The organism is Anabaena azotica FACHB-119, from assembly GCF_014697625.1.
GTDB lineage: Bacteria > Cyanobacteriota > Cyanobacteriia > Cyanobacteriales > Nostocaceae > Trichormus > Trichormus azoticus_A.
Window position 1 is genome coordinate 20,031 of record NZ_JACJSG010000067.1, and the last position, 9,096, is coordinate 29,126.

General features: G+C 42.5%; 7 protein-coding genes. 5 read left to right on the forward strand and 2 right to left on the reverse strand.

Features of this window, described 5'->3' with window-relative positions; all coding sequences use genetic code 11:
* Positions 1 to 46 precede the first annotated feature (46 nt).
* Entirely contained in the window at positions 47 to 1,537 is a 1,491-nt protein-coding gene (locus tag H6G83_RS31330; RefSeq protein ID WP_190479455.1) for a DUF3084 domain-containing protein, read from the reverse strand.
* Positions 1,538 to 1,731: 194 nt separating this feature from the next.
* Positions 1,732 to 2,403, reverse strand: a complete 672-nt coding sequence (gene ntcA, locus H6G83_RS31335) for a global nitrogen regulator NtcA (RefSeq protein WP_069350938.1) — start codon at positions 2,401 to 2,403, stop codon at positions 1,732 to 1,734.
* Positions 2,404 to 2,897: 494 nt separating this feature from the next.
* On the opposite strand from ntcA, the gene fabI reads away from it, so the two are divergent.
* The 5 genes from fabI (at position 2,898) to H6G83_RS31360 (ending at position 8,978) form a co-directional block, all read left to right on the forward strand.
* A complete protein-coding gene (gene fabI, locus H6G83_RS31340) occupies positions 2,898 to 3,674 on the forward strand; it encodes an enoyl-ACP reductase FabI (RefSeq protein ID WP_190479457.1) in 777 nt (258 codons plus the stop codon).
* Positions 3,675 to 3,813: 139 nt separating this feature from the next.
* Entirely contained in the window at positions 3,814 to 4,443 is a 630-nt protein-coding gene (gene hisB, locus H6G83_RS31345) for an imidazoleglycerol-phosphate dehydratase HisB (protein ID WP_190479459.1), read from the forward strand.
* Between the two features lie 404 nt (positions 4,444 to 4,847).
* The gene (locus tag H6G83_RS31350) at positions 4,848 to 5,849 is read left to right on the forward strand and encodes an ABC transporter ATP-binding protein (protein ID WP_190479461.1); all 1,002 of its coding nucleotides are present in this window, start codon (positions 4,848 to 4,850) and stop codon (positions 5,847 to 5,849) included.
* Positions 5,850 to 6,269: 420 nt separating this feature from the next.
* On the forward strand, positions 6,270 to 7,766 hold the full coding sequence (locus tag H6G83_RS31355) for an SLBB domain-containing protein (RefSeq protein ID WP_190479463.1): 1,497 nt from the start codon (positions 6,270 to 6,272) through the stop codon (positions 7,764 to 7,766).
* A 384-nt stretch (positions 7,767 to 8,150) separates the two neighbouring features.
* Positions 8,151 to 8,978, forward strand: a complete 828-nt coding sequence (locus tag H6G83_RS31360; RefSeq protein WP_190479465.1) for an SPFH domain-containing protein — start codon at positions 8,151 to 8,153, stop codon at positions 8,976 to 8,978.
* Positions 8,979 to 9,096 lie beyond the last annotated feature (118 nt).

Consider the following 9,096-nt stretch of genomic DNA (forward strand, 5'->3'; position numbering starts at 1 on the left):
TACATTATGAAAGTTATTATTTTTTATTGATTACTCCCCATTTATTCTAAGTACCTAAAACAACTTTGCCATCTTGAATTACTATGAGTCTCACTCTCAAAGGCCCGGCTGTATAAGTGTCTTCGGCGGCGATCGCTTTAATTTCTATTGCTTGGTCTATCTGACTTAATAAAGAAATAAAGCGCAAGAAAGTACCATCTATTTGCACACCTTCAACAATTCCCGCATTCCTAGCGCGAAATTGCGAAGCGGAAATTAACAAGTCTAATCTTTGCCTTAATTCATAAGAAGTCATACTGCGAGGATTGGCTGTAGTTGTAGCTAAAACTTCGCTTCCAGAAAATACCAGCACATTTCTAGCTACATCGGGGAAAAATTCTATCTGCTTTTCTCCTCTTACATAATTGCCAGCTGAGAATATTCTCACCACATATTCTCGACCATCATCTATCTGCTGAATCAGTTGTTCAATTCTATCTGGAGTAATGCGTAGCAATTGTACATTTGCCGAGTTCGACCCAGGTTCAGCTAATTCCATACTGGCATTACGGTTGGCTTCTTGTAGCAGTTGTAGAATTACTTGACGTGCAGCCGCAACTTGGTTAACACGAACCACAGCAGAAGCTAAAACTTGACCACGCACTAAGGCTAGTTTCCCTAAACGGAGGTCGCGGTATGACTGGTAATATTTTTCCAGTCGCGCCACTTCCTGTTCTAAATAGTCCTGTTGTTTTTCTAATTCTTTCAGGCGGGACTCTCGCTTGGCAATGACTTCTTCTCTTTGGGTAATTTCCAGGTTGCGACTTTGAATTAATTTGTCCAGTTGGGAAATTTTGCGATCGCGCTGTTCCACAGCTTCTTGACGGTTGGCTAGTTCCCTGTCGCGTTCTTCTATGGCTTGTCTACGGTTGGCTAGTTCTCTGTCGCGCTGTTCTATGGCTTTTTTAGCTTCAGTAAATAGCCTTTGACGTTCTGTCCTCAGTTGTTCAACTGCTGCTTGCAGCGCTTGTCTTTGATTGTAAACGCTTTGCAGTTCGGCGATCGCTTTTTGATATTGTGTGACTACTTGTCCCAGACGGCTTTGAGTACGCTGGAATTGCGCTTGTGTTTGCGCTAAATCTTGTTGCGCCTTTAATTTTTCTTTCTTTGCTTCGTCGCGCTGAGTTTCTACCTGTCTTTTCTCGCTTCTGGTGGTTTCTAACTCTTGATTTACTTTATTACGCTCACTCTCTACCTGACTTTTTTGTGCTTCCGCGACTTTTAACTGTTCTCGCTTTTGTCTCAGGTCTTTTTGTATATCTTCTAACTCAAAAACCCCTTTTCGCAACCCCTCATCAGCCAGAAACAGAATCGCCAAGGTAGTTGCGGAAATTAACCCCCCAGTTAGAATTGTTACCAGTACCGCCGTATTTTTGGGGCGTAGATTAAACAGTGAGAGGCGTGCTTTGCCAACTCTTGTACCGATGCGATCGCCAACAGTGGCAATTACGCCCCCCAGAATTAAAATTGCTGCTATGAGGATGTACCCGGTGGTCATCTTCAGCTACCGAATTGCGTCCAGATACAGCCTACTACTTTCAATCATTATTTGTGGAGGGTGGGAGAGTGCCAATAGCTGAAATTACTCAAGATTTTCGCTTTAGTTTCAACTATGGGGTTATTAAAGAAAATATAACACGCACCACCCACCCTTTATCACAGTTAACCGTTAACCGTTGACAGTTAGCAAATTTAAGTGAACTGTCTGCTGAGAGTTACAGGTTTATGCACAGTAATCTTCTTTTTGTGGATAGAAATCATCTTTTTCTCGCGCAGATCCCCTAGCAGCCTGGTAACGGTGACGCGAGTAGAACCAATTGCTTCAGCGATCGCCTGATGAGATAGCTTGAGGTCTATTGTAATGCCATCCGCACAAGGCACACCAAAATCACGACAGAGAATTAACAGAAAACTCACTAACCTCGAACCCATATCCCTGTGAGCTAAGGTTTCAATCATCATCTCTGTTTGCAAAATCCGCGAAGAAAGACCCCGCAGCATTAACATTGATAATTCAGGATTTTCCTTAAGTGCTTGCTCAACTTGTTCAATGGGTGCAGACAGCAACTCTACTGACGTAAATGCCACTGCATGGTAAAACCGATCTGACTTGTTTCCTGTCAACAAAGACAGGACTCCAAAAACGCTGTTTTCCCGCAGCAGTGCTACCGTAATTTCTTCTCCTGCCTCATATACCCTGGAAAGTTTTACAGCCCCTTTCAAAAGAAAGTAAACTCGTTCGGCAGGATCGCCTGGAAAAAAGATCGTTTTATTGCGTTCAAACGTTTCGACAACCGGCGGAAATGCTCCGGTTGCCATCTGACGAAAAACATTTGCTAGGGCCTTATCTTGTGTCACGATCATCTCCCTTCCCCTACCCAATACCGGAATAATAAAAAACTAAAAACTAATTACCTAAGAATACACCTGAAAAATCAATAAAGCACCGTTAACCGTTCTGTACTTTCCTATACTCAAACATACAACTTTCAAGTTATTTGTTCATAATGATACCCAATTTCTGCTATTTTTAGCCAGCAATTCTTGATAGATACTTCTACTTACTCTTAGCATCAGGTTTTTTGCGGAAAAAATTAAGTAATCTTGAAAATTTCTTAAGAAATAACAAACATTTTATTCTAAAAAATACCCCTAATAATAAACATTTCTGCAAACCATGTATAAAACATAGATAAAGAACTCTCGTGAAAAGGCGATGTTGGTTTTTGTTGGTCGTTGACGGTTGACGGTTGACGGTTGACAGTTGACGGTTGACTATTGACTGACCACTAACAAATGGTCAACGATTCAGGTATGCTCCTAATGAATGAATCAAATTAAGCACATCAAAATTGTATATGCTGAATCTGACGGGAAAAAATGCCTTAGTTACAGGTATCGCTAATAATCGTTCTATCGCCTGGGGAATAGCCCAACAACTGCACGCCGCCGGAGCAAACATTGGTATTACTTACCTACCAGATGAACGCGGCAAAATCGAGAAGAAGGTTGCCGAACTTGTAGAACCCCTCAATCCCAGCTTATTCCTTCCCTGTAATGTTCAAAACGATGAACAAATCCAGTCCACCTTTGATACCATCCGGGATAAGTGGGGTAGGTTAGATATTCTGATTCATTGTTTAGCTTTTGCTAACAGAGATGATTTGACAGGAGATTTTAGCCAAACTTCCCGTGCAGGCTTTGCCACAGCCTTGGATATCAGCACCTATTCACTAGTGCAATTAAGCGGTGCAGCTAAACCTTTAATGACCGAAGGCGGTAGTATTATTACGTTGACATATTTAGGTGGTGTCCGAGCAGTTCCCAACTACAACGTTATGGGAGTTGCTAAAGCTGGTTTAGAAGCAAGTGTCCGTTATCTAGCGTCGGAACTCGGCCCCCAAAATATCCGCGTTAATGCTATCTCTGCTGGGCCTATCCGCACCTTAGCATCTAGTGCCGTAGGCGGCATTTTAGATATGATTCACCATGTGGAAGAAGTAGCGCCTTTACGCCGGACTGTAACTCAAACAGAAGTGGGTAATACAGCTGCTTTCTTAGCAAGTGATTTAGCTAGCGGTATTACTGGTCAGGTCCTGTATGTGGATTCAGGATATGAAATTATGGGAATGTAATAAAATTTGGTCAATAGTCCATAGTCAATAGTCCATAGTCAATAGTCCATAGTTCTCCCCCTACTCCCTCATCTTCCCCAGTCCCCAGTCCCCAGTCCCCAGTCCCCAGTCCCCAGCCCCCAATCCCCAATCCCCAATTATGCAAATCAGCGATTATCCCCAACTCAATTTATCCCCAGCCCCTCGAATTGCTTCTGTTCAGCGCAAGACTGGGGAAACAGATGTACAGGTGACTATCAATCTGGATGGTACGGGAATTTGTACAGCAGCAACGGGTATTCCCTTTTTAGATCATATGCTGCATCAAATTGCCTCCCACGGCTTGATTGATTTGGATATCCAAGCCAAGGGGGACTGGGAAATTGATGACCACCATACAAATGAAGACGTAGGTATTACTTTAGGACAAGCCTTGGCGAAAGCATTAGGCGATCGCAAAGGTATTGTCCGCTTTGGTAATTTTCTAGCCCCCTTAGATGAAGCCTTAGTTCAAGTAGCACTAGACTTTTCCGGTCGTCCTCATCTGAGCTACGGTTTGCAAATTCCTACCGAACGTGTAGGAACCTACGACACCCAATTAGTTAGAGAATTTTTCGTCGCCTTGGTCAACCATAGCCAAATGACGCTACACATTCGCCAATTAGATGGGATCAATTCCCACCACATCATCGAGGCCACATTCAAAGCCTTCGCCAGAGCCGTCAGAACCGCCATAGAAATCGACCCCCGCCGCGCGGGAACTATTCCCAGTTCTAAAGGCGTGCTATAGAAGGCAGGAGGCAGTTGACAGTTGACAGTTGACAGTTGACAGTTGACATTAATTATTCTCCCTCATCTCCCTCCTGACTTTTCACGTCATGTGGAAAAGTTAACGACAGACCTAACCCCCCAGCCCCCTTCCCTACAAGGGAAGGGGGAGCAATTAAAGCCTCTCTCCTTGTAGGGGAGAGGTTTGGAGAGGGGTCTTTTAGATCCCGTGAAAAGTCAGATATCCCTCATCTCCCCGTTCCCCTCCAGGGAGGGGCTAGGGGTGGGTTACTCCCTCATCTCCCTCATCTCCCTCATCTCCCCAAAATCTGCAACAATTAACAAACTAGTGGCGATCGCAGTCATCTTATTGGGTACTTTATAACCAATCCTGCCTAGTCACTAGTATTTGTTAATTGAATCCCAATGCAGTCTTTTACAGACAGTCTCAATCCTCAACTAACTACCACAGATACCCCATCGGTAGTTCTCACTTCTGAATTACGAAAAGTTTACCGCACTGGCTTTTGGATGAATCAAAAGGTAGTTTCGCTCAAAGGCTGTTCTTTAACGGTTTACCAGGGGGAAACTTTTGGTTTACTGGGGCCAAATGGTGCGGGTAAAACTACTCTGTTAAAGCTACTATTAGGTATTATCCGCCCTACCTCTGGTAAAGGCTTATTGTTGGATAAACCATTAGGCGATCGCCAAGTTAAACAACGTATTGGGTATTTACCAGAAAATCCTTATTTGTATGAATATCTCACCGGTTGGGAATTTTTAGAGTTAGCTGCTGGTTTATTCCAAATTCCTCACAGTGTACAGCGTCAACGCATCCCTGAATTATTAGATTTAGTGGGTTTATCTGTAGCTGATGCGCGAAAAAAACAGATGCGCCGCTATTCCAAAGGAATGCTACAGCGTGTTGGTATGGCTCAGGCACTCATTAACGACCCAGAATTGATATTTTTAGACGAACCCATGTCTGGTTTAGACCCTTTAGGACGTTACCGGATGCGGGAAATTATCTTGTCGCTGAAAGCAGCAGGTAAAACGATTTTCTTCAATAGCCATATTCTTAGTGAAGTGGAACAGATTTGCGATCGCATCGCCATTCTTGCCCAAGGAGAATTAATTTGCTCAGGTTCTCTAGATGAACTACTAGGTAGTGACAATACATACCATGTTAAAGGTCAAGGTGGTGATTGGGAAATCCTCAAAAAATGGCTACCCAATTTAGCGTTTGAGCCTGATGGTTCTTGGCACGGGACGTTGCAAAACGATTATTATGATTTTTTGGCTAGTGTTCGCTTAATGGGTGGAAGAATTATTTCTATGAACTTATCTCACCAATCTTTAGAAGAGTTTTTTATCACCCAAATTCAAAATCAGGATCAATTTTTTAACACTAAGGTTCAAGATACATAATACGAATTTGCAAAAATGTAGGGATGCACAGATGTGCGCCCTACCCTACTTTGCATCCCTAATCAAGTATCTTTTAAACTTTTGAAGTTATAGCAGTCGCCTTATAGATTAGGACATCATTCAATCTTCAAACCTTTACTTTCAAAGGCTTTTAACCCTGTTCCCTGTCCCCTGCTACATAACAAATATTTCAGTAAAAATACTAATGGCAAAATTGCGTTTAACTATTTGATTAGTAAAGTTGGCTAAAATTTACTGTAACTTTACTAAAAATTCAAACTTGGGCAAAAATATTTACCCGGATTGAGATTAAATGTCCAAGAAGAGGAGAATTGTCGGGAAACTTGAATACTTAAGTATAGTCAGGATTAAAATGTTTAGACAATACTTTACCAATTGTAGTCTTAGAGTTTAAAAGATATGCTTAACATCAGTTCGCTGAAATTTCTATCACAGCCAGGTGTGGGCGCGACTTTGTTGACGGCTACCTATTTGTTTGTGCCGTTGGCTAGTGTAGCTCAGGGACAACAAGTATTTCCCAATCCGCAAGTAGTAACCCCCGCTAACCGACCAGCACCATCAGCCACAGCAGTAGATACAAAATACTTGTTGGGGGGCGGCGATCTGATTCGTGTAAACGTATTTGAAGTAGCTGAATATGGTGGTGAATATCAAATTCCCCCAGGTGGATCTATTAACTTACCATTAATTGGCAGTGTTGCTGTTCAAGGGTTAACAACCGAACAAGCGGCTGATGTAATTACAGAAAGATATCGCAAGTTTTTGAAGCGTCCCCAGATTTCTGTTAACCTTTTATCTCCTCGCCCCATCAACGTTTTAGTAGCCGGAGAAGTAACACGCCCAGGCGCTTATACCTTGAACTTGCAAGGAGGCGCAGGTCAAAATCCAGGGGTACAATATCCAACTGTATTGGCGGCTCTAACAGTAGCTCAGGGAGTCACCTTAGCCGCAGATGTTACTCAAGTAAGGCTCAGACGCAAAACAAGCGGTTCTACCGAGCAAGTTGTTAATCTAAATTTAAAAGAACTGATCCAAACAGGTAGTTCGTCTCAAGATATTACCTTAAGGGATGGAGATGTTATAGTCGTGCCAACTGCGACTAGCTTTAACGTAGCAGAAGCACGTAATTTGTTTGCAGCTAACTTTGCTGCTAGTCAAACCGCACCCCGCACAGTAGCAGTAATTGGTCAAGTCAATCGTCCCGGCTCATATCTTGTGACTGCGGGGGGTTCAACAGAAGGTCAAACTGCTGGTGGTGCTGGTACTCCTGTTGCTAGTGGTAGTGGTTTACCAACTGTGACCAGAGCAATTCAATTAGCTGGTGGTATTACCTCAGAAGCGGATGTTACTAATATCAGGATACGCCGACCGACAAGAACTGCTGGTGAGCAAACTATAGACATCAATCTTTTGGAACTATTACGCAGTGGAGATGTTAATCAAGACGTAATTGTCCAAGACGGAGACACAATTGTGATTTCCAAAGCTACTGGGGTTAACCCAGCACTAGCCACGGAATTAGCAACTACTACTTTATCGCCAGATAGGATTCAGGTTGGTGTCGTCGGTGAAGTAAAACGCCCTGGAGCCGTAGATGTTAGACCTAATAGTTCTTTAAATCAAGCAATACTGGCGGCTGGCGGATTTAATGATGCCAGAGCGCGTACAGCCAGTGTACAGTTGATTCGTCTTAATCCCAATGGTTCAGTGACTAAGCGCGACATAAAAATTGACTTTAACCAAGGAATTAACGAGCAGACCAATCCCATACTACGCAACAACGATGTTGTTTTGGTTGGTCGCTCAGGTCTAGCTAGCACTAGCGATAGTGCAAATCTAATTTCCGGGCCTTTAGGTACTTTCTTAGGGGTAGTTAGGTTCATCTTCGGTTTTTAAACCAAGCCATAAACTGGGGGCTTTGTCAAATTTGCTTGTCCCCAGATTTTTTTGTTGAACTGGATAGGGCTATTGCAAAATTGCTGCGTTCATTATTGTCTATTTTTAAATAAATATTTATTTATACAAATTTGAAGGAAAATGTGGTATTAGAACATACATCTGTGTGTCTCTATAGATAATAGATGTGTTGCAAAGATTTTTTGAATTGGTATTATTTTGGCTATCTAAAAAATAACTGTCGCGGTAAGCTAGTTAACCCAAAATGTATGTAAAAGCACCAGTGCCAACTAGTTCATAATCAAAACATTAAACTTAAATATAGGGCATGGTAGTACCATGTCCTTTAAACTAAGATTGCCCTCAAAGGTAATAGGAGCATCTATGGAGCCAATTATTGCTATAGTCTTAGCACTTATCGGTTATGCTTTAGGATCTGCAAAAATTATTAATGAAGGAAATGCAGCCCTTGTTGAACGCTTAGGACGAAGACATCGCACTCTCAATCCTGGTTTAAACTTTATCGTGCCGTTGGTGGATCAGATTGTTATGGAAGACACTACGCGCGAACAGTATATAGATATTAAGCCACAGAATGTAATCACCAAAGATAATATTTATTTAGAAGTTGATGCTATTCTTTACTGGCGCATCAGAGAGATTGAGAAAAGCTTTTACGCAATAGAAAATTTACAAGGGGCGTTGATGCAGTTGGCAACAACCACACTCCGAGAGATTATTGCACAAAACACTCTTGAGGAAACCAATGTCACTAGAGAGGAAATGAACCGCACAATCTTACGGGAGTTGAATGCAACAACATCAGATTGGGGGGTAGAAATTATCCGGTTAGATATTCAAAGAATTACGCCACCAGAGAGTGTCCGCAAGTCGATGGAAGAGGAACGCGCCGCCGAAATCAAAAAACGGGCGTTGATTTCCGAAGCTGAAGGGGAAAGCCAAGCTGCAATTAAGAAAGCGGAAGCAACCAAGACCTCAATGCAGATAATTGCTGAGGGACTGCGTACTAATCCCGAAAGTAAAGAAATTTTGCGTTATTTAGTAGCCCAAGAATACATTAATGCCAGCTACAGATTAGGAGAAAGTGCTAACGCTAAAGTTGTGTTTGTAGACCCTGGTAAGTCGGGTGACTTGATGAAAGAAGTAATTGCTGAAGCTACAAATACTGAAAGTAATGGGAATGGTAGTTAAATGTTCCGATACTTTTTCGCTAACATTCATTAACAAATACACTCACGGAGTGAGGGCGTATCAACCAATGCACGAAGGAAAATCCCCCGCGCACCATTTAGATCCCGACTCATCACTT

What these genes read in the sequence shown, in the direction of transcription:
- H6G83_RS31330 (WP_190479455.1), bottom strand. Translation starts at nt 1,537, where the DNA reads ATGACCACCGGGTACATCCTCATAGCAGCAATTTTAATTCTGGGGGGC.
- ntcA (WP_069350938.1), bottom strand. Translation starts at nt 2,403, where the DNA reads ATGATCGTGACACAAGATAAGGCCCTAGCAAATGTTTTTCGTCAGATG.
- fabI (WP_190479457.1), top strand. Translation starts at nt 2,898, where the DNA reads ATGCTGAATCTGACGGGAAAAAATGCCTTAGTTACAGGTATCGCTAAT.
- hisB (WP_190479459.1), top strand. Translation starts at nt 3,814, where the DNA reads ATGCAAATCAGCGATTATCCCCAACTCAATTTATCCCCAGCCCCTCGA.
- H6G83_RS31350 (WP_190479461.1), top strand. Translation starts at nt 4,848, where the DNA reads ATGCAGTCTTTTACAGACAGTCTCAATCCTCAACTAACTACCACAGAT.
- H6G83_RS31355 (WP_190479463.1), top strand. Translation starts at nt 6,270, where the DNA reads ATGCTTAACATCAGTTCGCTGAAATTTCTATCACAGCCAGGTGTGGGC.
- H6G83_RS31360 (WP_190479465.1), top strand. Translation starts at nt 8,151, where the DNA reads ATGGAGCCAATTATTGCTATAGTCTTAGCACTTATCGGTTATGCTTTA.